Origin of the sequence: Aeromicrobium sp. 9AM (assembly GCF_902506105.1) — a bacterium.
Taxonomy (GTDB): Bacteria; Actinomycetota; Actinomycetes; order Propionibacteriales; family Nocardioidaceae; genus Aeromicrobium.
On sequence record NZ_LR733303.1, the window covers coordinates 474,185 to 498,858 of the forward strand.

21 protein-coding genes and 1 pseudogene are annotated in these 24,674 nt (G+C 66.9%); 9 read left to right on the top strand and 13 right to left on the bottom strand.

Features of this window, described 5'->3' with window-relative positions; all coding sequences use genetic code 11:
• Positions 1 to 16: 16 nt before the first annotated feature.
• The 4 genes and pseudogenes from BOSE46_RS21670 to pcaH form a co-directional block, all read right to left on the bottom strand.
• Positions 17 to 769, bottom strand: a pseudogene (locus BOSE46_RS21670) (alpha/beta fold hydrolase); the annotation flags it as partial.
• Positions 766 to 2,010 (bottom strand): lyase family protein, encoded by a 1,245-nt coding sequence (locus BOSE46_RS02405; RefSeq protein WP_159537916.1) that lies wholly within the window; start codon positions 2,008 to 2,010, stop codon positions 766 to 768. The pseudogene BOSE46_RS21670 and the gene BOSE46_RS02405, both read right to left, overlap by 4 nt.
• The gene (gene pcaG, locus BOSE46_RS02410) at positions 2,007 to 2,573 is read right to left on the bottom strand and encodes a protocatechuate 3,4-dioxygenase subunit alpha (protein ID WP_159537918.1); all 567 of its coding nucleotides are present in this window, start codon (positions 2,571 to 2,573) and stop codon (positions 2,007 to 2,009) included. Before pcaG ends, BOSE46_RS02405 begins: the two co-directional genes overlap by 4 nt.
• Complete coding sequence (gene pcaH, locus BOSE46_RS02415; protein WP_159537920.1) at positions 2,570 to 3,334, bottom strand: protocatechuate 3,4-dioxygenase subunit beta; 765 nt, start codon at positions 3,332 to 3,334, stop codon at positions 2,570 to 2,572. The genes pcaG and pcaH overlap by 4 nt, the downstream gene beginning before the upstream one ends.
• Positions 3,335 to 3,402: 68 nt before the next feature.
• Here pcaH and BOSE46_RS02420 point away from each other — a divergent pair, with 68 nt between their 5' ends.
• Together BOSE46_RS02420 and BOSE46_RS02425 are read left to right on the top strand one after the other, a co-directional pair.
• Positions 3,403 to 4,155 (top strand): IclR family transcriptional regulator, encoded by a 753-nt coding sequence (locus BOSE46_RS02420; protein ID WP_159537922.1) that lies wholly within the window; start codon positions 3,403 to 3,405, stop codon positions 4,153 to 4,155.
• Positions 4,156 to 4,213: 58 nt separating this feature from the next.
• A complete protein-coding gene (locus BOSE46_RS02425; protein WP_159537924.1) occupies positions 4,214 to 5,389 on the top strand; it encodes a 4-hydroxybenzoate 3-monooxygenase in 1,176 nt (391 codons plus the stop codon).
• Positions 5,390 to 5,460: 71 nt separating this feature from the next.
• Here BOSE46_RS02425 and BOSE46_RS02430 read toward each other — a convergent pair whose 3' ends face one another.
• Genes BOSE46_RS02430 through BOSE46_RS02440 form a run of 3 tightly spaced genes read right to left on the bottom strand, consistent with a single transcriptional unit; the run spans position 5,461 to position 9,171 of the window.
• Positions 5,461 to 7,140, bottom strand: coding sequence for an amidohydrolase (locus BOSE46_RS02430; RefSeq protein ID WP_159537926.1), 1,680 nt, complete (start codon positions 7,138 to 7,140; stop codon positions 5,461 to 5,463).
• A 46-nt stretch (positions 7,141 to 7,186) separates the two neighbouring features.
• Positions 7,187 to 8,614: an amidase gene (locus BOSE46_RS02435; protein ID WP_201299484.1), complete on the bottom strand. Its 1,428-nt coding sequence runs from the start codon at positions 8,612 to 8,614 to the stop codon at positions 7,187 to 7,189.
• Positions 8,611 to 9,171, bottom strand: coding sequence for a hypothetical protein (locus BOSE46_RS02440; RefSeq protein WP_159537928.1), 561 nt, complete (start codon positions 9,169 to 9,171; stop codon positions 8,611 to 8,613). Before BOSE46_RS02440 ends, BOSE46_RS02435 begins: the two co-directional genes overlap by 4 nt.
• Before the next feature lie 81 nt (positions 9,172 to 9,252).
• On the opposite strand from BOSE46_RS02440, the gene BOSE46_RS02445 reads away from it, so the two are divergent.
• Complete coding sequence (locus tag BOSE46_RS02445; RefSeq protein WP_159537930.1) at positions 9,253 to 9,843, top strand: TetR/AcrR family transcriptional regulator; 591 nt, start codon at positions 9,253 to 9,255, stop codon at positions 9,841 to 9,843.
• Here BOSE46_RS02445 and BOSE46_RS02450 read toward each other — a convergent pair.
• Complete coding sequence (locus tag BOSE46_RS02450) at positions 9,840 to 11,987, bottom strand: acetate--CoA ligase family protein (protein WP_159537932.1); 2,148 nt, start codon at positions 11,985 to 11,987, stop codon at positions 9,840 to 9,842. The genes BOSE46_RS02445 and BOSE46_RS02450 overlap by 4 nt on opposite strands.
• Before the next feature lie 284 nt (positions 11,988 to 12,271).
• Here BOSE46_RS02450 and BOSE46_RS02455 point away from each other — a divergent pair, with 284 nt between their 5' ends.
• From BOSE46_RS02455 to BOSE46_RS02475, 5 genes are read left to right on the top strand one after another with little or no spacing between them, the layout of a single operon-like run.
• The gene (locus tag BOSE46_RS02455; protein ID WP_159537934.1) at positions 12,272 to 13,927 is read left to right on the top strand and encodes an ABC transporter substrate-binding protein; all 1,656 of its coding nucleotides are present in this window, start codon (positions 12,272 to 12,274) and stop codon (positions 13,925 to 13,927) included.
• 22 nt (positions 13,928 to 13,949) lie between these two features.
• On the top strand, positions 13,950 to 14,936 hold the full coding sequence (locus BOSE46_RS02460; protein WP_159537936.1) for an ABC transporter permease: 987 nt from the start codon (positions 13,950 to 13,952) through the stop codon (positions 14,934 to 14,936).
• Positions 14,936 to 15,787, top strand: a complete 852-nt coding sequence (locus tag BOSE46_RS02465; protein ID WP_159537938.1) for an ABC transporter permease — start codon at positions 14,936 to 14,938, stop codon at positions 15,785 to 15,787. The genes BOSE46_RS02460 and BOSE46_RS02465 overlap by 1 nt, the downstream gene beginning before the upstream one ends.
• Positions 15,784 to 16,788, top strand: coding sequence for an ABC transporter ATP-binding protein (locus BOSE46_RS02470; RefSeq protein WP_159537940.1), 1,005 nt, complete (start codon positions 15,784 to 15,786; stop codon positions 16,786 to 16,788). Before BOSE46_RS02465 ends, BOSE46_RS02470 begins: the two co-directional genes overlap by 4 nt.
• Positions 16,785 to 17,612, top strand: a complete 828-nt coding sequence (locus tag BOSE46_RS02475) for an ATP-binding cassette domain-containing protein (RefSeq protein ID WP_159537942.1) — start codon at positions 16,785 to 16,787, stop codon at positions 17,610 to 17,612. The genes BOSE46_RS02470 and BOSE46_RS02475 overlap by 4 nt, the downstream gene beginning before the upstream one ends.
• Before the next feature lie 6 nt (positions 17,613 to 17,618).
• Here the strand turns inward: BOSE46_RS02475 and BOSE46_RS02480 are convergent, their stop codons facing one another.
• From BOSE46_RS02480 to BOSE46_RS02495, 4 genes are read right to left on the bottom strand one after another with little or no spacing between them, the layout of a single operon-like run.
• Positions 17,619 to 18,500: an amidohydrolase family protein gene (locus tag BOSE46_RS02480; protein WP_159537944.1), complete on the bottom strand. Its 882-nt coding sequence runs from the start codon at positions 18,498 to 18,500 to the stop codon at positions 17,619 to 17,621.
• A gap of 26 nt (positions 18,501 to 18,526) precedes the next feature.
• On the bottom strand, positions 18,527 to 19,459 hold the full coding sequence (locus BOSE46_RS02485; protein WP_159537946.1) for a 3-hydroxyacyl-CoA dehydrogenase NAD-binding domain-containing protein: 933 nt from the start codon (positions 19,457 to 19,459) through the stop codon (positions 18,527 to 18,529).
• Positions 19,456 to 21,429, bottom strand: a complete 1,974-nt coding sequence (locus BOSE46_RS02490) for an acetoacetate--CoA ligase (protein WP_159537948.1) — start codon at positions 21,427 to 21,429, stop codon at positions 19,456 to 19,458. Before BOSE46_RS02490 ends, BOSE46_RS02485 begins: the two co-directional genes overlap by 4 nt.
• The gene (locus BOSE46_RS02495) at positions 21,426 to 22,244 is read right to left on the bottom strand and encodes a crotonase/enoyl-CoA hydratase family protein (protein ID WP_236551594.1); all 819 of its coding nucleotides are present in this window, start codon (positions 22,242 to 22,244) and stop codon (positions 21,426 to 21,428) included. The genes BOSE46_RS02490 and BOSE46_RS02495 overlap by 4 nt, the downstream gene beginning before the upstream one ends.
• A gap of 120 nt (positions 22,245 to 22,364) precedes the next feature.
• On the opposite strand from BOSE46_RS02495, the gene BOSE46_RS02500 reads away from it, so the two are divergent.
• On the top strand, positions 22,365 to 22,790 hold the full coding sequence (locus tag BOSE46_RS02500; protein WP_159537952.1) for a MarR family winged helix-turn-helix transcriptional regulator: 426 nt from the start codon (positions 22,365 to 22,367) through the stop codon (positions 22,788 to 22,790).
• Position 22,791: 1 nt separating this feature from the next.
• Here the strand turns inward: BOSE46_RS02500 and BOSE46_RS02505 are convergent, their stop codons facing one another.
• The gene (locus BOSE46_RS02505) at positions 22,792 to 24,612 is read right to left on the bottom strand and encodes an MOSC domain-containing protein (RefSeq protein ID WP_159537954.1); all 1,821 of its coding nucleotides are present in this window, start codon (positions 24,610 to 24,612) and stop codon (positions 22,792 to 22,794) included.
• Positions 24,613 to 24,674: the final 62 nt, after the last annotated feature.

Below are 24,674 nucleotides of genomic sequence, written 5' to 3' on the forward strand. Positions count from 1 at the left end.
TGAGGCGGGCGACCTCTTCGGGACTCTCGGCGGGAGCAAGATGCCCGACGCCGTCCAGCACGACGAGCCGCCCGTTCTTCACACCGATGGCTATCTCCTCGAGGCCTGCCGGTGGCGCCGGTATGTCGTCCGCGCCCGCGACCGCGAGGACCGGTGTCGTGATCTCGTGCAGGCGGGGCCGTACGTCGAACGTCGCGAGCGCCTCGCAGACCAGCGCGTAGCCCTCCCGGTCCGCGTCCTGCAAGGCATGGAACAGCGCGGCTCCTGTTTCGGGTTCGCGCTCGAGGAAGCCCGGGGCGAACCAGTTCGCGGCGGAGCGTTCGAGCACCGCCGGAGTGCCGGACGCGCGTACGGTCGCGGCGCGCTCGTGCCACCCCTCGGGCTCGCCGATCTTGGCGCCGGTGCACAGCACCACTGCGGTGTCGACGCGATCCGGCGCGTCGAGCATCAGCTGCAGCCCCACGGCGCCGCCGACCGAGTCGCCCGCGTACGCGAACGTCGTGCCCTGCTCGCCGCGTTCGGCGAGCATGTCGTCGACCATCGCGAGCACCCCGGCAGCAAGCTCGGCGACCGTGAACGGCTTGGCCGCGGCCACGTTGGTGCCGTGCCCGGGCAGGTCCCAGGCGAGCACCTCGAAGCTCTTGGCCAGCTCAGGCGCACATCGCGTCCAGAGCGTACGCGCGGAGGTTCCGAGCGACGGGCCGAGCACGAGCAGCGGAAGGGCCGGTGATCCGCCGAGACGCACGGCGGTGACCTGGGGGACGGTCATGCGTTCTCCTCGAGGAAGATGCGGGCGCGTTCGACGGCGCCGGCGACGAGGTCCTCGGCGATGCCGAGGTATGTCGTGGGGTCGGGATCGGCCTTCGCGTCGAGGAGGTCGGCGATGCTGCGTCGTTCGGCGAGCACGTCGTCGGCGGAGCGGTCGAGCGTGGCGCGCATGCGTTCGGCATCGACGTGCAGGCCCTGGAGCAGCTCGGTCGTCTGCGACCCGGCGACCGCGGTGCGGCGGCCGAGGGTGTGCAGCGTCGACCACTCGGCGTGCCAAGCGCCGTCGGGCCGCTGGTCACCGGCGATGGCCGACGACGTGTGGAGGGTCGACGCGAGGGCCGGGGCGGCCAGGGCCGCGCGACGGACGAGCACGGAGAGGACGGGGTTGTGCTTGTGCGGCATGGTCGACGACCCGCCGCGGCCCTCGACGCTGGGCTCGGCCAGCTCCGCGATCTCGGTGCGCGACAGCGTCGCCACGTCGGTGGCCACGTGCCCCCACGCGTCGGTGCACGACACCAGGGCGTCGGCCGTGCGGGTGACCGGACCACGCGACGTGTGCCAGGGCCGCAGCTCGCGCAGACCCAGAGCCTCTGCGGTGATCGTGACGAGCTCTGCGGCGACGGACTGCGGGTCGTCGAGCCCACGCAGTGCTGCGAGCTCGGTCGCTGCCGAGAGGGTGCCGACAGCACCGCCGAGCTGCACCGGCAGGAGCGCGCGGGCGTCGACGACGAGGTCGGCCGCGTCGAGGATGCCGTCGAGCCAGCCGGCGGCCACCGCGCCGAACGTGGTGGGGACGGCGTGCTGGGTGAGCGTACGGCCGACCATCGGCGTCGACACGTGGCGCTCGGCGAGGATCGACGCCGCGATGACCTGCGAGCGCAGCTCGTCCAGCAGCCGGTCGAGGACGCCACGCAGGGCGAGCATGAGGGCCGTGTCGAGCACGTCCTGGCTGGTCAGGCCGCGATGCAGCCACGTGGCGCTGTCGATCCCGGTGCGGGAGCGGAGCAGGGCGACGAGCGCAGGCACGGGGTTGCCCGCCGCCTCGGCGCTGCGGGCAAGCTCGTCGACGTCGTCGGAGGTGACGAGGCCGGTGAGGTCGCCGTCGCTCAACGCAGGCGCGAGCCCGGCCACGACGAGGGCGTCGAGCCAGGCGTTCTCCACCTGCACCATCGCCTCGAGCAGCGTGGCTTCGGACATCAGCTCACCGGCGCGTTCGTTGCCGGGCCAGAACAGATCAGTCATGCCTGCAGTCTGCCGTTGTCGGGAAACGTGAGGAACACCGTCTCGCCCTCGCCCTGCAGGCGGATGTCGAACACGAGCCCAGATGCGTCGGAGGACGCGATGAGGGTGCCGCGTCGATCCTCGGGCAGCGAGGTGAGGAGGGCGTCATCGTGCAGAGCGGGGTGTTCCGGCACGTACGCCCGGGAGAACAGCCGGTCAAGCAGTCCACGGGCGAACACCGTGACGGCGAAGAACGGTGCGTCTCCTTCGGCCGCGCCCGGCAGCACTGTCGTGAAGGAGTAGCGCCCAGCCGCATCGGTGGCGGCGCGGCCCCAGCCCGTGAACGTCCAGCCGTCGCGGTGCAGCGAGCCGGGCGCCTGGACGATGCGTCCCTCGGGATCGGCCTGCCAGATCTCGATCAACGAGTCGGGCACCGGGTCGCCCGCGCCGTCGAGCACGGTGCCGTGCAGGCGAATCGCATCGGGGTGGCCGGCGGGCACGAGCTCGGCTCCGCCTTCGTACGGCAGGCCGTAGTGGAAGAACGGCCCCACGGTCTGGCCGGGCGTCGGCATCAAGGTGCTCATGCTTCGTCCTCCAGCCACGTGCGGTGACTTCCGGTCAGCACGATGTCCCAGCGATAGCCCGTGCTCCACTCGGGAGTCGTGAGGTCGTGGTCGTACGTCGCCACGAGTCGCGCCCGGGCATCGGCATCGGTGATCGACTGGTAGATCGGGTCCAGAGCGAACAGCGGATCGCCGGGGAAGTACATCTGCGTGACCAGCCGCTGGGTGAAGTCGGTGCCGAACAGCGAGAAGTGGATGTGGGCGGGACGCCAGGCGTTGCGGTGGTTCTTCCACGGGTACGGCCCGGGCTTGATCGTCTGGAACGAGTACGAGCCGTCGGCCGCGGTGATCAGCCGGCCGGCGCCGGTGAAGTTGGGGTCGAGCGGCGCGGGGTGCTGGTCGCGCTTGTGGATGTAGCGACCCCCTGCGTTGGCCTGCCAGATCTCGACGAGCTGGTGCGCGACCGGCCGGCCGTCGCCGTCGACCACTCTTCCCGCCACCGTGATCCGCTCGCCGATGGGCTCGCCGCTGTGCTGGATCGTCAGGTCGGCCTCGAGCGGGCTGACGTCCTGCGGGCCGAAGCACGGCGCCCAGCGCTCGATCGTCTCCGGATCGGTGTGGTGCAGGTCCTTCGTCGGGTGCCGCAGGACGCTGCTCCGGTACGGCGGGTAGTCGAGCAGCGGCTGGGCGTCGCCCCGGTCCCCGGCCTCATACGCCTTGGAGGCGGCAGCGATCTCGTCGCTGACCTCTGCCTGCGTGGACAGCTCGGATGCCTGGGTCACGATGAGCACGCTAGGCGCGAGGCGGTGGGTGGTGCGAGACTTGTCTTCCACTGAACGAAAGGGTCGCCGTGGCCGGCAACAGCGCGGAGTCCGGGATCACCGTCGCCTCGCGCGTGCTGGCATTGCTGGGTTCGTTCGATCCCGAGCACCGAGCGCTGACTCTGAGCGAGATGGCCCGGCGGGCCGGTCTGTCGTTGCCCACCGCCCATCGACTTGTCTCCGAGCTCGTCGACTGGGGTGCCGTGGTCAGGCGCAGCTCGGGGAAGTACGTCATCGGGCGCCGGCTGTGGGACCTCGGGCTGCTCTCGCCGACCCAGTCGGGACTCCGACAGGTCGCCTCGCCGTTCCTGCACGACATCTACGGCGCGACCCTCGCGACGGTGCACCTCGCCGTGCGTGATGAGCTCGACGTGCTCTATCTCGACCGGCTCTCGGGCCACGCGTCGGTGCCCGTCGTGAGCCAGATCGGCTCGCGCCTGCCGCTGCACGCCACGGGTGTTGGCAAGGTGCTCCTGGCGTACGCGCCGGAGGACGTCCAGACCGCGGTGCTGTCCGATCTCACCCGCATCACTCCCTACACGATCACGCAGCCGGGGCTGCTGCGCGATCAGCTCCGCCGGGTGCATCGCGAGGGGTATGCCACGACGGTCGAGGAGATGAGCCTCGGCGCGTGCTCCGTCGCGGTTCCGATCCGGGCGTCGAACGGTCAGGTCGTCGCGGCGCTCGGCATCGTGGTCCCTACGCTCAAGCGCGACCGGGCGAGGCTGGTCGCCGCGCTCCAGGTGGCGGCGCAAGGCGTTGGCCGGAGCCTCGGCGTCTAGTTCCACTGGATGGAAGACCGAGATGGTCTGGCGACGGCACGGGGCATTGACTGACGGCATGCGAACTGAAGTCGCCATCATCGGCGCCGGCCCCGCGGGTCTCCTGCTGTCCCACCTCCTTGCCCAGGACGGCATCGAGTCCGTCGTCGTCGAGATCCGGTCGGCCGAATACGTCGCGTCCCGGATCCGGGCCGGTGTGCTGGAGCACTCCACCGTCGAGCTGCTCGAGTCGGTGGGTCTCGGTGAGCGGCTGCGACGCGAGGGCGATGAGCACCGCGGCATCCACCTGCAGTGGCCAGAAGAGCGGCATCACATCGACTTCGTCGACCTGACCGACCGCAGCGTGTGGATCTACGGGCAGACCGAGGTCCAGAAGGATCTCGTCGCCGCCCGCGCCAGCGCAGGGCAGGAGATCCACTACGAAGTCACCGACACCGCGCTGCATGACCTCGACACCGAGCGCCCGTACGTGACGTTCACCGATGTCGACGGCGTGGCGCAACGCCTCGACGCCGATGTCGTGGTCGGCTGCGACGGCTCGTTCGGCCCCAGCCGTGGAGCGGTCCCGGACTCGGTCAAGCAGTCCTGGGAGCGGGTCTATCCGTACTCGTGGCTCGGCATCCTCGCGGATGTCGCGCCCTCGACCGACGAGCTGATCTACGCCTGGCACCCCGACGGCTTCGCGATGCACTCGATGCGCTCGTCGACCGTCAGCCGCCTCTACCTGCAGGTGCCCAACGGCACGGACGTGGCTGACTGGTCCGACGAGCGCATCTGGGACGGCCTCGCCACCCGGCTGGGTCACGGGCAGGACGGTTGGCAGCTCAATCCCGGTCCCATCACCGAGAAGAGCGTGCTCCCGATGCGCAGCTTCGTGCAGACGCCGATGCGGCACGGCCGGCTGTTCCTCGCCGGCGACGCGGCGCACATCGTGCCGCCGACCGGAGCCAAAGGCCTCAACCTCGCTGTCGCCGATGTCGCGATGCTCGCGCCTGCTCTGGCCGCATTGCTGCGCAAGAAGGACCCGACCCTCGCCGACTCGTACTCCGACGACGCGCTCCGACGGGTCTGGCGCTGCACGCACTTCTCGTGGTGGATGACCACCATGCTGCACACCAGCGACGACCCGTTCGACGCCCAGCTGCAGCTGTCGCAGCTGCGTTGGGTCACCTCCAGCGAAGCCGGCGCCGCAGGGCTGGCCGAGAACTACGCCGGCCTGCCCATCGGCTTCTGATCGGTCCGACACTGCGATGCGTTTGATGACGCAGCCGACCAGCAGATCCCCATGGGTGACGGAGGTCCTCGTCAGAGCGAACCCGAGACTGCGCGTCCTTCGAAGAACACCACCTGTGGCTTCGTTTCCAGAAACGTGTCGGTATCTGAGGAGAAGAGGTCCTCGTCGAGGACGACGAAGTTCGCGATCTTGCCAGGTTCGATAGATCCCGTCCGATCATCGATCCGGAGCTGCCGCGCGCCGTCAATCGTGTAGCCCTTGATCAACCGTTCCAAGCTCAATTTCGACGCAGCATCGGGCCGGACGCTGTCGGGGTGCCGCGACGGGTCGAGGGGGTACTGAGGATCGACGCGGTTGTGTGCCACATGGATGCCGAAGAACGGGTTGCCCCTGTTCAGCTCGTACTGGGTGACCACATCGCTGGAGAAGGTCAACGCGGCGCCACTCGTCGCGATGTCGTTGAACGCGTACATGCGGTTCCAGCGCTCGTCTCCGAGGTACTTCTTGGCCTCCTCGCCGAAGTATCCGCCAGACCAGTGCGTCGTCCAGTTCACGATGATGCCCAGCTCTGCCGGACGGCTCATGTCGGCAGGGTCGACCAGTTCGCAGTGGGCGAACGTGACCTGGATCCGCCACTCGTCGCCGTCCTCGGTGGCCCGTTTGCGAGCTGTCTCTACCGCATCGCACCCGTTGCGAAAGGCCCTGTCCCCCACCATGTGGATGTGCAGGTCCACATCCGACCTGTTGCACTGCACCAGGCACGCCGTCAGATCATCGAGGTCCATCTGGATCTCGCCGTGGTTCTCTCCGCAGCGGTCGTCGCTTTGCGGTTTGAGAAGTGCGCTGTTCCCGCTCTCGTTCGTTCCGTCCAGGAAGAGCTTCAGCGTTCGGATCCGGATGTGGTCATTCCCATACGTGGCCTGATAATGATGAACTGTCTCGATGGCCTCCGGAAGATCGTCAAGCGTGCGAAATCGTGGCGCCCCTTCGTAGTGGACGTGCAGTTCTCCAGCGGCGTCGAGCTCGGCAACCGAGCGCAGTGTGTCTTCGTCGGCGACGAGTGCCTCGAAGAGCGCGGTCACGCCATGTTCGGTCATGAACTGGAAGAACGGCCGCATGCCCTCGGCGGTCAATCCCGTCGGGGGCCGCCACCCCAGGCGCGCGTACATCCTCTCGATGAAGTGATGGTGGACATTTTCGAGTAGATGTCCGGTGGGTTCACCGGTCTCGTCGCGGGCGAACATCTCGAGCCCTGGCACAGGGTCGGGAGTCGCGGCGGTGATCTCCATCAGCTCGAGCATCTTCGAGTTCACCCAGTGTGAGTGCTCGCTGAAGTCCTGACACAGAACGGGTCGATCGGATATGGCGCCGTCGAGCAGTTCCTTCGTTGGTTGTCCTCCGCCGAACAGGGTGCTCGGGTAGTACTCGAAGTAGAGGAAAGGCATCTCCTCGGGCGGGTGGGCTTCCCCAAAGGCCCGGATGAACTCGAGAAGCGCCACCACATCGTGCGTCCAGGGAAGTCGCACGTGCCATTGGCTCTCGGCGACGAGGGAGGGGTGGGTGTGCGAGTCGATGAGGCCCGGCAGCACGAGCCTGCCGAGCATGTCGTGCACTGTGAACGAACCGTCGTCGCTCCAGTCCGATTCCTGCCCGACGAACACGAAGCGCCCTTCACGTACGGCGATGGTGTCAGCCCACGGCTGTTGTTCGTCCGACGTGTAGACCTTCGCGTTCTTCAGAACGATGTCCATCAAGGCTCCTCCTGCTTCTCGGTTCGAGAGCAACTGGGCGCTGACCCTACACAGGCGGCCGCCGCAAGGACCACTCGGTGAGCGACTCGTACGCGGCGGCAGCTCTGAGGGTCGCGGCGTCGGCATGTCGTGGGCCGATGAACTGGATCCCGACCGGGAGGCCTTCCGCGCTGAATCCGCACGGCACAGTGATCGCCGGAAGGCCGGCATGGCTGGGCGGTTCGGTCAAGCGGTGGAAGTCTGTCGCTGGGTGGCTGACGGGCTTCCCGTTGATCTCGGTCGGACCTGCTTCGCGGCCCGGGTGGGGAAATGCCGTCACCGGCATGGTCGGGGTGACGAGGATGTCGAAGGAGTCGAACACCTCCGCGAAACCGTTCGATATCTCGCCTCGGGTTCGCATCGTTGTTCGGTAGTACTCGAGGGCGCCCAGCTGCTGACCCTGCCGAGCCATCTCCAGCATCATGGGATGCACGGTGGAGGAGTCCGCGGCGCCGGAGAGCAGATCGTCGCCGAGCTCATCCGCGAACGCAGGTGTCCAGAACGCCTGGAAGTAGGAAACCGGGTCAGGCAGGTTCAGGTCGACCTGCTCGACGACGGCGCCGCCTGAGCGCAGGTCTGCGAGCGCCAGTTCCACGATCTGACGTACCTCGTGATCGACGTCGGCCGTCCCGAAGTCAGGCGAATAGGCAATTCGCATCCCGTTGAGCGATGCACCGATGGTGGCGCCAACCCAGTCATCCGACGTCCATGGCAAGGACAGTGGATCCCGGGCGTCCGGGCCCACGGCGACTGACATCAGCAGGGCTGCGTCGCGGACGTTACGCGTCAGCGGGCCGTCCGTCCCGACGGACTCCCAAGGCGTCTGGACTGGGAAACGACCCATCGATGCCTTCAGGCCAACGACACCGCAGCACGCCGCCGGTACGCGGATCGACCCGCCGCCGTCGGACCCCCAGGCAAAGGGTGCAACCCCGGACGCGACGGATGCCGCCGCCCCGCCGCTGGAGCCGCCCGACGTGTGGGTCGTCGCCCATGGGGTGCTGGTGCGTCCGGTCAGCTGGCTGTCGGTCACCCCGAGCATGCCGAACTCCGGTGTCGTCGTCTTGCCGATGAGAATGGCACCGGCCGACTTGAGGCGGGACCAGGTGACGGCGTCGCGTTCAGGGATGTGGTCGGTGAAGCTCTTGGACCCGTACGTCGTGCGTACGCTGGCCGTGTCGCACAGGTCCTTGACCGTGATCGGCACGCCGTGGAGCGGGCCAAGATCGGCTTTGGGGTCGAGGAGCGCCTGCTCGGCGACCTTGGCGCCCGCCAGTGCCGCGTCAGCGGTGACGGTGACGAAGGCGTTGATCGCCGGCTCGACCTTTTCGAGTCGCTCCAGGACCGCGGTGACGGCCTCCGTGGGCGAGATGTCCCGCGCACGAATCTTGTCAGCGAGCTCGTGGCCAGGCATCCACACAATCTCGGTGTTCATGCGCGGTCACCGTCGCCCAGTGTCCAGAGGACTCGCCATTCGGCTGTCATCGCGGGTTTGACTCGATCGCGCACCTCGAGCCAACAGCTCAGGAGCAGCAGCTGGCCATCACCGCGGGGGATCACCTCAGAGACGGTGCCGCGGATCCGGAAGACGTCATCCACCGTCACAGGGCTGACGAATCGCACGCGGTCCAGACCGTAGTTCCAGCCGGTCCACGCCGGATCGTCGATGTAGAGAATCTGGTTGGAGAGGTGGTCGAGCAGGCTCAGCAGATGGAAGCCCTCGACCAAGCCATCGGGGAAGTTCGAACCTTCAAGAGCGACGGTGTTCTGGTCGGTGTAGGTCGCGAAGTCGAACGGTTGGAGGCGATCGGCATCGACCGAGAACCATCCTCCGGTGAACTCCCGACCTTGCATGCTCGAGATGTCTCCCCAGGAGGAGGACACGGTGGTGATGTCGGTGGTGGATGGCGTCACTGTCACGTCCTCATCGGGCAGAATCAAAATGTAGTGACCACTATAACTGGAGAATGTAGCGGTTACTATAGTTGGCACGCGCCTGAGTCTGGCCGCGTTGATCGTGGACGTGGATCGGGCGAATGCTCGCGCATCCGAGGGGACTACGAAGGGGTTTGCATGGCACGCCACGTCGATCACGTAGAGCGCAAGAGAGAGATCGCGCAGGCCGCGATCCGGATTCTCGGACGCGGCGGAACCTCGGCGCTCACCCTCAAAAGTCTTGCTGAAGAGCTCGGAGGGTCCATCACCCTGGTCACCTACTTCTTCTCGAGCAGGGCGGAGATCTTCGCTGCAGTCGTCGACGACCTCGTCGCCGGTTGGGATGAGGAGCTGGCTCAGCTCGAAGAGGGTGCGGACGCCGTCGGACGTCTCAAGATCCTGCTGGAGTGGTTGTTGCCCCTGGATCCGGAGGACGTGGCGAACGAGTCGGGACGCATCGCACTCATCCCACACCGGGGGGAGCACGCGAGTATCGACCGCTTCTTCGACGTCATGGAGTACCGGATGCGCGGGCTGCTTCGCTCGCACCTCATGGGTCTCGTCCCCGCCAATGAGCTGGAAGCGGCCGTGAGCCTGCTGCGCGCGACGGTCAACGGCGTCGTGCTCTCGACGGTCGAGCACCCGAACCTGTGGAGCCGTGACGACCAGCTGGCCGTCATCGATGCGGCGATGCGGTCGCTGAGCCTCAAGGAATCACTCTCCTCCTAGGCGGTGTCAGCAGACTTCACGAGCAGCGAGTCCACCACGATGACGCGGCCGCTGCCGTGCTCGATCAGGACGGGGTTGAGGTCGGCCTCCTTCACGAGGTCGCCCAGGTCGTAGGCGAGCCATGAGAGCCGCGAGACGAGCTCGGTGAACGGTTCGCCGGAGGTGTCGGGCGCGAGGTTCCGATATCCCCTGAGCAGGGTGCCGAGCCGAGTGGTCGACAGCAGCCGGGCAGCCCGCATCGGGTCGATCGGCGCCAGCGCCTCTGCTGCGTCGCCGATCAGCTCGACGAGTGTCCCGCCCATCCCGAGTCCGATCGTCGCGCCGAGGCGGGGATCGGCCACGTAGCCGGCGAAAGCCTCGAAGGCGGCCCCGACCTGCTCCTGGACCTCGAATCCGGCAACTCTCGCACCAGGAGCCTCAAGACGTACGTTGGCCAAGATCTGCTCGGCTGCCCGCTGCAGTTCTGCTTCGGTTCGGATGTCGAGCACGACTCCGCCGACGTCCGACCGGTGCGCGATGTCGGGCGACGCGATCTTGAGGACGATGGGAAAACGGTGCGCGCGTGCCCACACGATGGCCTCGTCCGCGCTGGCCACAGTGCCCGAGGCGACAGTAGGTATGCCGTATGCCGCGAGCACCTCATCACGCAGGGTGGGGGCGAGGCTCTCGGCCCGCAGGATGCGGTCGCGAAGGTCAGTGACCGTGGTGGCACTCGGGAGGTCACCCTGCCGGTGGGGAGGCCTGATGATCGCCGCGCTGTTGGCCGCTGCACCCCGCAATGCGACGAGTGCGTTGCGGATTCCGCGGATCACCGGGAGGTCCGGTCCGGCGAGCTCCAGCGTGCGTTCGTGGATGCTGACCGACGAGCTCGAGGCAATGACGAAAGGCCGGTTCGGGTGCTGCGCGGCGGCGGCGCGTACCGCAGATATGTAGCAGTCCTCGAACTCGAGCTCCGCCATGCTCAGCGTCTGTTGGGCGTCCAGCACGACCAGGACGGCATCGATGCCGTCGTCGGCAGCCAGCGCAAGCAGGGACTTGTCGTAGGCGTCATCGCCCGCGACCACACTGCCCCCGGCATCGAGAGGATTGTGGACGGGCATGTCCGGGAGGAGTCCTTCGAGCAGGCCCTGCGTGGCGTCGGCGAACTGCGGGAGTGCAATCCCAAGCCCGTCGGCGAGGTCGGCCGTCATTGCCGCCTGCCCACCCGAGATCGTGACGACCCCGACACGGGTGCCCGCGACCGTGCGGTCCCCAAGCATCGACAGGCACTGCAGCGTGCTGGCGAGCTCGTCGTAGTCGTCGACCAGAGGCACGTCGATCGCCTCGAAAAGACTCGTGTACGCGGCATCTCGTGACAGCACGGCGCCGGTGTGAGCCGTGGTGGCCAGACCGCCGAGGGCGGTGCGGCCCACCTTGAGGGCGACCACGGGCTTGCCGGCCGAGCGGGCCGTACGCACTGCCGTGGTGAACGCCTCGGCATCCTGGATCGACTCGATGACCAGCCCGATCACGGCGGTCTGTGGATCGTGGGCCAGCCACGAGATGTAGTCGGCGGTGGTGGTCCCCAGCTCGTTGCCGGTCGAGATGATCTTGGAGAAGCCCGAGGGCGCGGCCGATCGCGCGACGAAGATCGCTGCTGACCCGGACTGGGTGACCAGCGAGATGTCGCCCGCGGGCAGGTCCATGAGGATGCCTTCGTCGATCCACAAGGGGATGCGGTCGGACACGTTGATGAGGCCCATGCAGTTGGGCCCGTGGACGAGCATTCCGGAGCTGGCGGTGAACTCGCGGATCGAAGCGATGTGTTCAGCTGACAGTCCGGCACTCGGCACCACAGCCGCAGGACAGCCGATCGAGTCGAGCTCGCGCAGCGCCTGAAGCACTGCTTGTGCCGGAAGCGCGACCAGTGCCACGCCCACCTGCCGATCGACCAGCTCGGCGATGGCGGTGTGGGCCATCAGTCCCTCGATGGTGCCGCCCGATGGATTGACGACGCTGATCCTGCCGCCGAATCCAGAGCTCTGGAGGTTGCGGATCGCCTGATTCCCTCCGGCGTCGTCCCGCTTGGCCGACGCTCCGATCACGGCCACGTGCTGCGGCGTGAACAGCGAGTCGAGCTGCGAGGGTGAGACAAGCGTCGGCATCTGGATCCTCCATTGGGTGTGTAGTGCGCACTATACAAATGAATCGTTTGGCTGACCAGTGCCAGCGCAAACGAGTCATCGGTGGGGCACCGTGTTAGACCAACGATTGCGAGACCACCCCGGAATGACAGGAAAAGAGGTCGAAGATGTAACAGGAAGCCTGATGATTGTTACGATCGCGAGAAATATTCTCAGAACCCTTGTTGGATCCATAGTGCTTGCTATAAATTCGCTTCTACGTGATGCGGGTCACCCGGCCCGGCACCCCTTTTGGAGGAGTTTGAATGTTGCAGTCGCAGAGGTTCGTGAGAGGTCGCCGACGGTGCGCCGCAGCAGCCGCCGGGGTGTCGCTCCTGCTCGTCGCAGCGTGTTCAGGTGGGTCCAGCAACGACGACAAGACCGTCGACGTGTCGAAAGACCTCGCGTCGACCATGTCGCCGGCCAAGGGTGACATCGACCAGCTCACCTGGAACCTGACGGCGGGCGAGCCTGACACCCTGGACCCGCGCAACGCGGCGACCTACGGCGGAGGCCAGGTCACCAGCAACCTCTGTGATCCGTTGGTGCGTGTCGACGCCGACTACAAGCTCACCCCGAACCTCGTGTCGTTCAAGCAGGTGACTCCGACCAAGCTGGTCTACACGCTCGTCGCGGACGCGACGTTCTGGGACGGCAAGCCCGTCACCGCCGAGGACATCGCCTTCAGCCTCAACCGGGCCAAGGCGCCCGACTCGATCGTGAGCTTCATCTACGCCAACGTGAAGTCCATCGAGGCCACCGGCGACAAGGAGGTCACGGTCACGTTCACCAAGCCGGATGAGCTCTTCAACAACGAGATGAGCACGATCGCCGGACTCGTGGTGGAGAAGGCGTACACCGAGAAGAACGCCAAGACATTCGGTACGTCAGCAGGCGGTCTCATGTGCAGCGGACCCTTCAAGCTGGACAGCTGGAAGACCGGCGACAGCATCACGATGAGCCGCAACGACAACTACTGGAACGACACCTACAAGGCGCACGCGGCGTCGGTGAAGTTCACCTTCGTGACTGACTCGACGGCGCTGACGCAGGCTCTGAACGCCGGCGAGATCGACGGGGCCTACGAGGTCTCGCCTGACGCCATCACGTCGCTGAAATCCAATGGCCGCAACGCGGTCGTGTTCGGCCCGTCGACCCAGTCGCTCAAGCTCGACGTGGCGAACCCGGGCGGCGTGACTGCTGACCGGACGTTCATGCAGGGGTTGCAGAAGATCGTGGATCGGAAGGCCTTGGCGAAGGTGATCTACAAGGGCGCCGCAACGCCCCTCTACTCCGCGATCACTCCCACGACCTGGCCCAACGATCAGCGCGCCACCTACCAGAAGGCGTACGACGTGCTGGAGAAGGAGCGCGCGTTCGATGCCAAGGGAGCCAAGAAGCTCATCGAGCAGTCGGACTACGACGGGCAGAAGCTCGTCGTCGCGATCCCGGCCGGCAACTCCGTCCTCTCCAAGACGGCCCAGCTGCTCCAGCAGCAGGCCAAGCAGGCGGGCGTCACGATCAAGATCCTGTCGCTCCAGCCGCTCGTTTACAGCCAGGCAGGCTACGACGCCACCAAGCGCAAGGGCATCGACTTCCTGCTCGGCACCTCGTTCAACGGTGTGCAGGATCCACTCGAGCCGGCCGGCTTCGTCTACCTGCCCAAGGCCTTCTACAACTACACCGACCTTGATGACCCGGCCGTGACGGATGCCTTGAACACCGCTCGGGAGACGTTCGACGGTGACAAGCGCGCCGAGCTGTTCATCAAGGCGCAGACGACGTTCGAGCAGGCTTCGGCGACAGTCCCGCTGCTCAGCACGAACACCGTGACAGTGCTCAACAAGAAGTACACCGGCGCCGTGACATCGTTCGCCTACTGGGCGATGCCGCAGATGGCTCCGATCGGAGCGGCCAAGTGATCTCGAACACCGGACGCCTTCGGTGAGCGTCAGTCCTCCGGACGCCGCCGCCGGTCCCTCGCGGGGCCGGCGGGCGGCTTCGCCGGTTCGCCTGCTCGCGGGCGCCGTGGGCACCGTCCTGGCCGCATCGTTCGTGATCTTCTCCTCACTCAGTGTTGCACCGGGTGATCCGGTCTCCCAGATCCTCGGGCAGAAGGCCACGGACGCTCAACGAGCCGCGATGCGGACTCAGCTCGGCCTCGACGACCCGCTGCTCGTGCGCTACTGGCACTGGCTCACGGGCGTCGTTCACGGCGACTTCGGCACGTCGCTGACCTATCGGCAGAGCGTGTCGGGCCTGCTGGGTCCACGCATCCTGACCACGCTCGCCCTCGTGGTGATGTCGGCGGTGATCATCCTGCTGGTCGGTGTCGCATTGGGCGCGTTCGGTGGCACCAGTCAGCGTTGGCGTCCGGTCGTCAACGGGGTCGTCGGTTTCGGGGTCGCGATTCCCGGATTCGTCGCCGCCAGCGTGCTGATCAGCATCTTCGCGGTCAAGCTCGGGTGGTTCCCGACGTACGGCGCGGGTTCTGGGTTCGTCGACCGGATCTGGCACCTGACGTTGCCGGCCGTCGCGCTGTCGCTGGGATGGACGGCTTACGTCGCTCAGATGACTGCCGCTGCTGTGAAGGAGGAGGCGAGCCGGGAGCACGTCATGACGGCGACCGGGCGGGGCCTTCCCCGCCAGCTCGTCTTTCGCCGGCACATCATGCGAAACGCGTCCATCCCGGTTCTGACGGCGTCCGGCCTCACGGTTGCGGGCCTCGTCGCGGGGTCGGTGGTGATCGAGTCGGCCTTTGCCGTCGACGGCATCGGCTCGCTGCTGATCAAGAGCGTCTCCAACAAGGACTACTCGGTCGTCACGGCGATCTCGCTGCTGATCGTGATCGTCTTCGTCCTCGTGACCACGGTCATCGATTTCGCTCAGGCAGCTCTGGATCCGCGGCTCCGTGACGGAGGGAAGGTGTGATGAGCACTCTGACGGCACGTCTCAGCAGTAGGCGCACGAGGACTGGTTCGGTCGACAAGGTGGTGCTGGTCTTCGGGACGGTCTGCGGATTCCTGATCCTCATGGCCGTGTTCGGGCCACTCCTCGCTCCGCATCCGCCCTCGCAGACGGACATCCTCGCAACCAGTCAGGGCCCGAGCGGCCAGCACCTGCTCGGCACGGACTCGTTGGGTCGCGACATTCTCTCCCGCTTGCTGGCAGGTGCTCGGCTCAGCTTCCTCGGTCCCGGCATCATCGTGGTCGTGAGTGCCACCGCCGGCACGGCGTTGGCGATCGCTGCGGCATGGCACGGCGGGTGGCTCGATCGAGGACTCAACCGCGTTCTGAACGTCATGTTCGCGGTGCCCGGGATCCTTGTCGCGGTGCTGGCGGCCGCGGTGTTCGGGGCTGGGTTCTGGGCTCCTGTCCTCGCCCTCTCGCTCGTCTACATTCCCTACGTCGCCCGCGTCGTACGGTCGGCAGCGGTGCGCGAGCGCCGGATGCCGTACGTCGAGGCGTGCGAGCTCGCCGGGTTGTCAGCGTGGCGGATCTGCACGCGCCACATCCTCCGCAATGTGTTCCCCATCGTCATGGCGCAGGCCACGATCGGGTTCGGCTCGGCGTTGATGGACTTCGGCGCCACCTCGTTCCTCGGCCTGGGCGTCCAGCCGCCGAGTGCTGAGTGGGGTCTCATGGTCAGCGACGGCCGCTCCGAGCTCCTCGACGGCGCCTTGCAGCAGAGCCTTTCAGCGGGCGCCCTCATCGTCCTGACCGTCGTGTCGTTCAACATCGTCGGTGAGCGCCTTTCCAGTCGTATAGGAGCCAGCGGATGACGTCAGATCGGTTGCTCAGCATCGAGGGCCTGAGGGTCGACCTCCCGAGTCGGTCGGGGTCGCGTGAGCGCAGGACCGTTATCCACGACGTGACCTTGAGCGTGGACGACGGCGAGTCAGTTGGGCTGGTCGGGGAGTCGGGGTCGGGCAAGTCCATGACCACCAAGGCGACCATGCGGCTCCTGCCGCCGGGAGCGAAGGTCTCGGGAGGCTTGACCTTCCGGGGCGAGTCGGTGCTGGACTACTCGCGCAAGGAGCTCGCGGCCTACCGGTCGCGCAAGGTCTCGATGATCTATCAAGACCCCCGCGCCCACACCAACCCCCTGCTGACCATCGGGGACTTCCTGGTCGAAGGCGTCGTCGCCACGGGCCAGATGAGTCGCGCCGACGCGCTCGACCAGGCGTGCGCCCTGCTGGTGGACGTGGGCGTGACCGACGCCGAGCGGCGGATGCTGCAGTATCCGCACCAGCTCTCCGGCGGTCTGCTCCAGCGCATGATGATCGTGATGGCCCTGATGCCGTCGCCGGAGCTCATCCTCGCAGATGAGCCCACCACGGCGCTGGATGTCACGGTCCAGTCCGAAGTCATGGCGATCCTTGCTGAGCAGATCCGCGAGCGCTCTCTGGGCATGCTGTTCATCACCCACGACCTCGACCTGGCAGCGGCTGTCACGGACACCCTCGCAGTGATGTACGCCGGCGTGATCGTCGAACGCGGACCGTCGGACGAGGTGTACTCCAAGCCTCGCCATCCCTACACCGCCGCGCTCCTCAAGTCGCGGCCGAGCGCGGTCAAGGTCGAGCGCCTCGAGACGATCCCCGGCCGGCCGATCTCGGCGTACGAGGCGGGCCCGGGCTGTGTCTTCGCCGCGCGGTGTCCGTTCGCGACCGAGGAGTGCCGTGAGGTACGCCCCGCGCTGCGCCAGGTGGGCGGGCGGTCCGTGGCGTGCCACCGGGCCGAGGACATCGCATCCGAGCTCTTCGAAGGATTGAGCGCATGACGACGCATCTGCTGGACGTTCACCATCTGCGCAAGGTCTTCCATGTCGGGAGGGCCAAGGGCCGCTCCGAGGAGCTGGTCGCCGTCGATGACGTGAGCTTCTCGCTGGAGCGGAACAGCTCGCTGGCCGTGGTCGGCGAATCAGGATCCGGCAAGACGACGACCGCGAGGATCATCGCGGGCCTGGAGTCGGCGACGGGTGGTTCGATCGAGCTCGACGGCAAGCCGCTCGCCTCGCCGGACAGCCCTCGTTCACGCCGGCTCAAGGCGCGAGAGATCCAGATGGTGTTCCAGGATCCGTTCGGTTCGCTGGATCCGCGCCAGAAGGTCGGTGCGTGCATCGACGAGCTGCTCGCGGCGCACTTCGATCACGACAAGGCGTGGCGTCGCGATCGGACGATGGAGCTGCTTGCCCAGGTCGGTCTCGACGAGCGACACGCCGACGAGCTGCCGCGCCGCCTTTCGGGCGGGCAGCGGCAGCGCGTCGCGATCGCCCGGGCGCTTTCGCTCGAGCCCAAGCTGCTGATCCTCGATGAGGCTGTCTCGGCCCTCGACGTCAGTGTCCAGGCGCAGGTCCTCAACCTGCTGAGCGACATCCGCGAATCTCTCGACATCACGTATCTGTTCGTCTCACACGACCTCGCCGTCGTGCGGCAGATCAGCGACCACTGCATCGTGATGGACCGCGGGCGCATCGTCGAGATGGGGTCCACCGAGTCCGTCCTCGACTCGCCGGCCGAGGACTACACCAAGCAGTTGCTCGACGCGATCCCGCGGCCGGGCTGGACGCCCAGCAGGCGACGAGACCTGCCGGCGTCAGTCTGAGGCGCCTCAGAGTCCGAGCAGACGGCGCGCATTCTCCTTGAGGATCAGGGGACGCGCCTCGTCCTTGATCTCGAGAGCGTCGAAGGCCGTCAGCCAGCGCTCGGGGTCGATGACTGGGAAGTCAGACCCGAACAGGACCTTGTGCTTGAGCAGGGTGTTGGCCTGGCGGACGAGCTGTGTCGGGAAGTACTTGGGGGACCAGCCCGACAGGTCGATGAACACGTTGGCCTTGTGCGTGGCGATCGAGATCGACGCGTCGACCCACGGCACGGCCGGGTGTGCCATGACGATCTGCAGACCGGGGAAGTCTGCCGCCACGTCATCGATCAGCATGGGGTCGGAATAACGCAGCTTGAGTCCCGCGCCTCCCGGCAGGCCCGCACCGATTCCCGTCTGGCCCGTGTGGAAGACCGCAATCGCTCCGAGCTCCTCGAGTGCTGCGTACAGCGGGTAGAACTGGCGCGAGTTGGGCTCGAACGCCTGAAGCGTCGGATGGAACTTGAACCCCTTGATGCCGTACGAGCTGACGAGCCGCCGGACCCGATCCACGGAAGCCCGGCCGCCCCATGGGTCAACCGAACCGAACGGGATCAACACGTCCGAGTGCGCGGCCGCTTCCTCGGCGATGGCCTCGCTGGAGATGGCCGGATGTCCACTCGCCGAGGTGGCGTCGACCGTGAAGATCACAGCCGCCATGTTGAGCGCCCGGTAGCGCGTGGCGATGTCGGGAATGGACGGTGCGCGGTCCTCGGGGTTCTTGAAGTAGGCCGCTGATGCCTCCATCAGCTCGTCGTCGAGGGAGAAGTGGCCGTGGCCGTCGGTCTCCACGTGGACGTGCATGTCGATCGCGACGAGTGCGTCGACGTCGATCGTGTGGCCTGTGCTCATGGGCAATCTCCTGGTGGTTTGCGCGGTCAGGGCAGGACGGTGGCAGACGACTTGTGGGCCAGCAGCGCGAGCAGGAGGTCGTCTCGCTCCTGGATCAGGTGGCCCAGGTCGCGGCCGGCCAGCTCCTCGTCGACGCCGTCGACCAGCGCGTCGATGAGCGGGGGAGTGAGTCGGACGTCGCCGAGATCGTCCATCCAGGTCTCGGCCGCGGGGCCGAGGTGGTTCAGCACGTGCCGCAGGCCCCCATCGCCCCCCGAGAGGTGCTGGTTGGCCAAGGGACCGAGAACAGCCCAGCGGAGGCCGGGGCCATGCGCGATAGCGGTGTCGATGTCAGCGACGGTCGCTGCGCCGGAAGCGACGAGTGAGTACGCCTCCTGCCACAAGGCCGCCTGCAATCTGTTCGCGATGTGCCCCGGCAGCTCTCGGCGTACGTGGATCGGCTTCTTGCCGACGCTCCGGTAGAAGTCGAGCGCCTGCTCGATCACCCAGGGCGCGGTCCGGTCGTTTCCCACGACTTCCACGAGGGGAATGAGGTGCGCGGGGTTGAACGGGTGACCGACCACAACGCGTTCGGGGTGGTGCTCGCACATGGCCTGGAGCAGCGAGGGTGTGATGCCCGACGAGCTGCTGGCAATGATGGCCTGCTGGGGCGACTCGCGGTCGATGGTCGCCAGCAGAGCACGCTTGAGATCCGGGTCCTCAGGACCGTTCTCCTGGACGAACGTCGCTTCAGCCACTGCTTCGGCGACGGTCGGTACGAAGACCAGCCGGCCGCGATCCGCAGTCTCGTGCAGGCCAAGGCGTTCCAGCGCCGGCCACGCGGCGTCGACCGCGTCGCGGGTGGCTCCTTCGGCTTCCGGATGAGGATCAGTGGCGACCACGTCGTGCCCGTGAGCCAGGAACAGTGCAGCCCATGACCGGCCGATCACCCCCGTGCCGATGACCGCGATGCGACTCATCGACCGGACCGCTGTGCTGCCGCGGCGACGAACGCGTCGATCGAGGTCGGATCGGCGAGCACGTCGAGTGACATGACGGCGTCCACTGGTTCGCCGAGCAGGATGCGCTTGACTGGCACCTCGAGCTTCTTGCCGGTGCGGTTGATCGGAATCGACGGGACCACCGTGATGGTGTCCGGCACGTGGCGGGGAGACAGCTGGTTGCGCAGCTCTCGGCGAATGTCGGCGTGTGATTCCGTGCTGATCTCGTGACCAATCGCGGGAACGACGAACAGCATGAGCTCGCCCATGCCACCCGAGCTGTCCTCCAGGTGGACGACGAGACTGTCACCGACGGCGGGCAAGGACTCGAGCACGCCGTAGAACTCGGCGGTCCCGAGGCGCACGCCGCCGCGATTCAAGGTGGCGTCGGACCTGCCGATCACGACGCAGCTGCCGCGGTCCGTGAACCGGATCCAGTCGCCGTGGCGCCATACACCGGGGTAGGTCTCGAAGTACGCCGCGCGGTACTTGCTGCCGTCGTCGTCGCCCCAGAACCCGACCGGCATCGAGGGCATGGGCACCGTGATGACCAGCTCGCCGCGTTCACCGACGACCTGCCGACCCAGCTCGTCGTACGCCTTGGCCGCCACGCCGAGGCACGCTCCGGAGATCTCGTTGACCCAGACCGGCTGGACCGGACTGCCCTGGACAATGCCGGCGCACAGATCTGTTCCGCCACTTCCCACGTTCAACAGGACGTCGTCGCCGAACTGCTCAGCGACCCATCGGTAGCCCTCTGCAGGCAATGGACTCCCCGCCACGGCGACCTGCCGAAGACGCCAGAGTCCGTGCTCCTCGCGTGGTCGGAGATCGTGCTCACGGCTCGACATCAGCAGACCAGGGCTGCAGCCGAACATCGTGACGTCGCACGCACCGGCAATGCGCCACTGCTCGGAGACGTCCGGGAACATCGGATTGCCGTCGAACATGACGATGGAGGCCTTGGTCAGCAGCGTTGAGGCCAGCATGTTCCACATCATCCAGGCGGTCGTCGAGAACCACATCATCCGATCGTCTCTGCCCAGGTCCCAGCTCAGGGTGTGATTCTTGAGGTGCTCGAGCAAGATGCCACCGTGGCCATGCACGATGGCTTTCGGCTTGCCGGTGGTGCCCGAGGAGAACAGCACGAACAGGGGATGGTCGAACGGCACGGGCTCGAACTGCAGCGCGGGTGCGGCGTCGGCGGTGCCCACGAGGTCCGCCCAGCTGATGCTTCCCGCGGGTCCCTCGCCGAGATAGGGGACGTGGACAACTGCGCTGAGGCTCGGCAGCGCCGCGATGATCTGCACGCACTGCTCAGTGCGGTCGATCTCCTTGTCCCCGTAGCGATAGCCGGCGATGGTCAGCAGCACCTTGGGCTGCAGCTGCTCGAATCGGTCGATCACGCTTTGGGCGCCGAACTCCGGGGCGCAGCTGGCCCACACTGCTCCGAGGCTCGCGGTGGCCAGGAAGGCCACCAGGGTCTCGGGGATGTTCGGAAGATATGCCACGACCCGGTCGCCGCGTCCGACGCCGAGTCGTTCGAGGCCCTGTCGCACTTTGGCGACTTCGTGATGCAGCTGGTCGAACGTCAAGGAGTGTTCGGGACGCGTCTGGGAGTGCGCGACCACGGCAACGGTGTGGTCTCCAAGGGTGTCGCGCAGCAGGTGCTCGCTGTAGTTGAGGCGCGCGCCCGGGAACCAGGAGACGTCCGGCATCACCCCTGGCTCGAGGTTGCCCGTGACAGGCGCGTGAGAGGTCACCCCGAAGTAGTCCCAGATCGCTGCCCAGAACGCGCCTGGCTCGCTCACTGACCAGTCCCACAGGCCGTCCCAGTCGCCTACCTGCACATCTCGCGTCTCGGAGAGCCACGAGATGAACTTTTCGACGTGGTGCTCCTTGGAGCGGGACGGGTCGGGGCTCCAGAGCAGCTCGGGTGTTTCGGTCATGCTTGCGTCACCCGCTTCGCTCGTCCGTCAAGGAATGCCTGCATGCGGACCTGAGCCTCGGGACTGCTGGTCGCGACGGCTGCCATCAGCGACTCCAGGAGGTATCCCTCGCTGGTGCCGGCGGCAGCGATCCTCGGCAATGCCTGCAGGATCGCGAAATTGGTGATCGGGCTGTTCTGGGCGACCGTGCGGGCCAGCTCGAGCGCCTTGGCCTCGCCGGCCCCATCGTCGACCAGGTAGTGAGATATGCCGATGTCCTGACCGTGCTGTGCGTCGATGACCCTACCGGTCAGCATCATGTCGGCCATGCGGTGCGCGCCGATCAGACGGGGAATCCGTACGGAACCACCTCCACCGACGAACAGCCCACGGCTGCCCTCAGGAAGGGCGTAGAACGTGGAGCGCTCGGCGACCCGGAGGTGCGTCGCCGAAGCCAGCTCAAGGCCGCCGCCGATGACCGCGCCGCGAAGCGCGGCGATCACCGGCACGGACGAGTTCTCGATCGCCGCGAACGCGCGGTGCCACATCTGCGAATGCGCGACGGACTCGATCGGCGTCTTCTCCGTCAGGTCCGAGAGGTCGAGTCCGGCGGAGAAGTGCTCTCCCGCCGACGTGAGCACGACTGCCGCGGCCGTGGCGGGCAGGTTGGTGAACAGCGACTGGAGTCCGAGGACCGTGTGGTCGTCGAGGGCGTTCCTCTTGTGCGAGCGGGCGATCCGCACGACGGCGATGTCGTTGATCAGCTCCAGCGAGACGCTGTCGGGCAGGTCGACCGACGGGTTCGCTTGAGACGGAGTTTCGAAGTTGGATGACACGGTGACTCGCTCACATTGATTAACAGGATTCCTGATAATTATGAAGGGTGGAGCCCGAAAAGTCGATAGGGTGAGGCTGAGCATCTGAGAGGGCGTGCGGTGTCGATCAAAGGCGACGTGATGGATGAGTCGAGCTCGCCGTCCCTGCTTTACGCGGTCAAGCAGGTCGAGCAGGTCGTACGGGCGAGGCTGGATGCCGTCTTGCGCCCTCACGGCGCGACCGCGCTGCAGTACACCGCGCTCACGGTTCTGCAGCACAGGGACGGCATGTCGTCCGCCGAGCTGGCGCGCAATGCGTTCGTCAGACCGCAGTCGATGGCCGATCTCGTGTCGGCGCTGGAGTCGCGGCGGCTGGTGGTGCGCGTCAAGGACGCCGCAGATCGCAAGCGGATCAACGTCATGCTCACGGACGAGGGTCGCGCCTTTCTGAGCGCCTGCGAGGCGGAGGTCGCTGACCTGGAACGCACGATGCTGCGCGACCTGACTGATCACCAGGTCAAGGTGCTGAGGTCGGCGCTCAACAGCTGCCGACGGTCGCTGGCTTAGCTCAGGAGATGACTACGTCTGATGTCGGGACGGCGCAGCAGATGAGCGTCTGTCCTGCTGGTGCGGGGGTCACCGGCTCGAGCGTGTAGAAGACATCGCCGGTGACCTTGACCGCGCAGGTGCCGCACGCCCCCGCCCGGCAGCTTGCCGGCAAGCTCTGGCCCCGCTTGTCTGCAAGATCGAGAAGTGTCCCGCACGACGGGTCCCATTCGTACACCTGCCCGGACCTGGCGAACTCGACCCGGAACGGCCCAGCTCGAGGTGCTTCACGCGGTTCCGGAACGTCGTGACGAGGGGAGTAGAACGGGTCGGCGTGGATCGCGTCGTCGCCGATCCCTCGCTCGGCCGCAAAGTGTCTTACGTCCTGGAGGAAGGTGGCGGGCCCGCAGACGTGAAGCTCGGTCTGGCTCGCATCCGTGATCAAGGAGCTGAGGAACTCACCGGTCGGTCGACCCTCGTGGTGGACTCCCGGGTGGGCGTCCGACCTGGTGAGGAAGAGATGGTGCCGCACGTTCGGCAGTGCCGTTGCCGCCCGCTCGATCTCGTCCCAGTGGGGGATGGCTTCGCGCGACCTGTCCACGTGCACGAAGTCGACGGCGCGGTCGCTGTTGGCGTCCTGCAAGGCGCGGGCGATCGACAACGCCGGGGTGATGCCGATGCCGGCCGTCAGCACGACCAGATGGTCTGGACCCTGCGGGTCGGCGGTGGCTTCACCGTACGGACCCGAGACCAGCACGTCGGCCGATGCGCGAAGGTCGTGGACGATCGGCGAGGCAAGTCCGTCCTCGAGTCGGCGCACGGTGATGCGTACGCCCCGAGCGTCGACGCCGGAGATTGTGTAGTTGCGCCACCATGGCCGCTCGCCGGACGTGCCGTGGAGTCGCAGGTGCTGACCGGGCGCGGCTTGCGACAGTGTTCCGGTCGAGTCCTCGATCAGGAGGCTGGCGGCGTCTCGCGCGGGCGCTTCCACGCGCGAGATCGAGCCTGGCCGTGGCGCAGAACGCGCCTCGTTCACGGTCGCCCCGGCGAGACTGACCGCTGGTTGGGGCCGGCGGTCAGAGTCGATCGGATCGCCGTCGTGGATCTCCCCGGTTCTGACGACCCGCGCGTACACGCCGCAGAACAGGTGCCCGAAATGCGCGTAGAGCGCGCCGGGGAGGTTGATGTCCCTGCCACCCCGCGTCGGGTCCACCGAGATGGCCTGGCATCTCTCGATCGGTCGAAGGACCTCCAGCTCGACGCCTCCGATCGTGATGGTTCGCCCGAGGAGGTGCAGCTCGCTCCACGGCTCGTCGCTGTCGACGTAGAGGTTGGCCCGGAATCGCCGCGGATCGAGGTCGTGGCCGACTGCTCGTCCGACGGCACGCACGCTGGCCTCGTTGATGATTGAGATCGGCGCGTCGGCAAGATCCCACAGGTGGCTTCCTGATGAGACCAGCCGAGCGGTTGTGGTGCTCGTGCCGAACCATCTGCTCACGGTGCCTGGCGTGAGTGCGGAGTCGTCGGCGATGGCGCCGCTGGAGTCCAGGGTGACCGCCGCGGTCTCGCCGCGGGGTGTTCGAACCTCGATCTTGGCGCCGTTCTCGGAGTCGATCGCCCGGGCCGAGAAGCCCCCGAGGTCGGGCCGGGCGTCCAGAGCATGGAAGGCGTCGTACGTCGTCCAGTGTCCGAACGGGCTCAGCGGGACCCGATCGTGGGTGAGGCCCAGGACGCGATCGAGCGCGATGCCGTCCCGGCCGAGGTCGGTGGAGGTGAGCTGCTGCCCCCCGAGGCCCTTGACCGGGTACCGCCAGATCTGGGTGATGCGAAGTGGCGCCGCCACGATTTCTCCTCTGGGATCCGCGCGGGAAGGTTGCCTGCAGAGACGCAAACTGATTTTATAGT

Excerpts from the sequence above, each read along its gene's own strand:
- BOSE46_RS02405 (WP_159537916.1), bottom strand. The coding sequence starts at position 2,010 with ATGACTGATCTGTTCTGGCCCGGCAACGAACGCGCCGGTGAGCTGATG.
- pcaG (WP_159537918.1), bottom strand. The coding sequence starts at position 2,573 with ATGAGCACCTTGATGCCGACGCCCGGCCAGACCGTGGGGCCGTTCTTC.
- BOSE46_RS02425 (WP_159537924.1), top strand. The coding sequence starts at position 4,214 with ATGCGAACTGAAGTCGCCATCATCGGCGCCGGCCCCGCGGGTCTCCTG.
- BOSE46_RS02430 (WP_159537926.1), bottom strand. The coding sequence starts at position 7,140 with ATGGACATCGTTCTGAAGAACGCGAAGGTCTACACGTCGGACGAACAA.
- BOSE46_RS02435 (WP_201299484.1), bottom strand. The coding sequence starts at position 8,614 with ATGAACACCGAGATTGTGTGGATGCCTGGCCACGAGCTCGCTGACAAG.
- BOSE46_RS02445 (WP_159537930.1), top strand. The coding sequence starts at position 9,253 with ATGGCACGCCACGTCGATCACGTAGAGCGCAAGAGAGAGATCGCGCAG.
- BOSE46_RS02450 (WP_159537932.1), bottom strand. The coding sequence starts at position 11,987 with ATGCCGACGCTTGTCTCACCCTCGCAGCTCGACTCGCTGTTCACGCCG.
- BOSE46_RS02455 (WP_159537934.1), top strand. The coding sequence starts at position 12,272 with ATGTTGCAGTCGCAGAGGTTCGTGAGAGGTCGCCGACGGTGCGCCGCA.
- BOSE46_RS02465 (WP_159537938.1), top strand. The coding sequence starts at position 14,936 with ATGAGCACTCTGACGGCACGTCTCAGCAGTAGGCGCACGAGGACTGGT.
- BOSE46_RS02470 (WP_159537940.1), top strand. The coding sequence starts at position 15,784 with ATGACGTCAGATCGGTTGCTCAGCATCGAGGGCCTGAGGGTCGACCTC.
- BOSE46_RS02475 (WP_159537942.1), top strand. The coding sequence starts at position 16,785 with ATGACGACGCATCTGCTGGACGTTCACCATCTGCGCAAGGTCTTCCAT.
- BOSE46_RS02480 (WP_159537944.1), bottom strand. The coding sequence starts at position 18,500 with ATGAGCACAGGCCACACGATCGACGTCGACGCACTCGTCGCGATCGAC.
- BOSE46_RS02485 (WP_159537946.1), bottom strand. The coding sequence starts at position 19,459 with ATGAGTCGCATCGCGGTCATCGGCACGGGGGTGATCGGCCGGTCATGG.
- BOSE46_RS02490 (WP_159537948.1), bottom strand. The coding sequence starts at position 21,429 with ATGACCGAAACACCCGAGCTGCTCTGGAGCCCCGACCCGTCCCGCTCC.
- BOSE46_RS02500 (WP_159537952.1), top strand. The coding sequence starts at position 22,365 with ATGGATGAGTCGAGCTCGCCGTCCCTGCTTTACGCGGTCAAGCAGGTC.